Origin of the sequence: Microbacterium sp. BF1 (assembly GCF_019279095.1) — a bacterium.
Taxonomy (GTDB): Bacteria; Actinomycetota; Actinomycetes; order Actinomycetales; family Microbacteriaceae; genus Microbacterium; species Microbacterium maritypicum.
Genome location: NZ_JAGYWT010000589.1, coordinates 1 through 1,429, shown reverse-complemented (window position 1 = coordinate 1,429; position 1,429 = coordinate 1). Strand labels below are relative to the sequence as shown.

1 protein-coding gene and 1 pseudogene are annotated in these 1,429 nt (G+C 69.3%); both read left to right on the top strand.

Features of this window, described 5'->3' with window-relative positions; genetic code table 11:
* Nucleotides 1–1,157 (top strand): MmgE/PrpD family protein (locus KZA10_RS15155; protein ID WP_218683300.1); only part of this gene is annotated, 1,157 nt, incomplete at its 5' end.
* Nucleotides 1,157–1,429 (top strand): annotated as a pseudogene (locus tag KZA10_RS18330) (hypothetical protein); the annotation flags it as partial. The gene KZA10_RS15155 and the pseudogene KZA10_RS18330, both read left to right, overlap by 1 nt.

Sequence of the window (1,429 nt, the reverse complement as noted above, 5' to 3'; positions counted from 1 at the left end):
CCGGCGACAACATCCCGCCGATCCTCGCGGTCGCGCAGCACACGGGCAAGGACGGGCGGGCGCTCGTGCGCGGCATCGCCACCGGCTACGAGATCCAGATGGACCTGGTGCGCGCGATCTGCCTGCACAAGCACAAGATCGACCACGTCGCCCACCTCGGCCCGTCCGCCGCCGCCGGCATCGGCACCCTGCTCGGCCTCGACGTCGAGACCATCTACCAGGCCGTCGGGCAGGGCCTGCACACCACGACCGCCACGCGACAGAGCCGCAAGGGCGAGATCTCGACCTGGAAGGCGCACGCTCCGGCGTTCGCCGGCAAGATGGCCGTCGAAGCCGTCGACCGGGCGATGCGCGGACAGACCAGCCCCGCCCCCATCTATGAAGGCGAAGACGGCGTGATCGCCTGGATGCTCGACGGCAAGGACGCGTCGTACGACGTGCCGCTGCCCGCCGCCGGCGAGCCCAAGCGCGCGATCCTCGACTCGTACACGAAGGAGCACTCGGCCGAGTACCAGGCGCAGGCGCTGATCGACCTCGCCCGCAAGCTCGGGATCGAGAACCCGGCGCTGCGCGACCCGGAGAACATCGATCAGATCGTGATCCACACCAGCCACCACACCCACAACGTGATCGGCTCCGGCGCGAACGACCCGCAGAAGTACGACCCGACCGCGTCGCGAGAGACGCTCGACCACTCGGTGCCGTACATCTTCGCGGTGGCACTGCAGGACGGCGGGTGGCACCACGTCGACTCCTACGCCCCCGAGCGCGCGGGCCGTGCCGACACGGTCGCGCTGTGGCACAAGATCACCACGGCGGAGGACGCCGAGTGGACCCGCCGCTACCACTCCGAGGACCCGGCCGAGAAGGCGTTCGGCGGTCGTGTGGAGATCCGCCTCGCCGACGGCTCGACCGTGGTCGACGAGATCGCCGTGGCCGATGCGCACCCGCTGGGGGCTCGTCCGTTCGCCCGAGAGAACTACATCGCGAAGTTCCGTCTGCTGGCGGAGCCCGTGCTCGAGCCCGCCGAGATCGAGCGGTTCCTCGCCCTCGTGCAGCGCCTGCCCGAGCTGACGGCTGCCGAGGTCGGCGAGCTCTCGATCGTCGCGAAGCCCGGCCTGCTCGAGGCTGCTCCTGCTCCTGCGGGACTGTTCTGATGCTGTACTCCACCGTCACGCCCGCCGAGAAGCGCCGACTGCTCCGCGAGCGCCTCGCGAGCGGGGAGCTGCTGCGCTTCCCCGGTGCGTTCAACCCGCTGAGCGCGCGCCTGATCGAGCAGAAGGGCTTCGACGGTGTCTACATCTCCACCGACCACAAGACCATCGGGTACATGTACCTGATCGCGTCGGTGATGTTCTTCCTCCTCGGCGGTGTGATGGCACTCGTCATCCGTGCCGAGCTGTTCGCGCCGGGTATGCAGATCATCCCG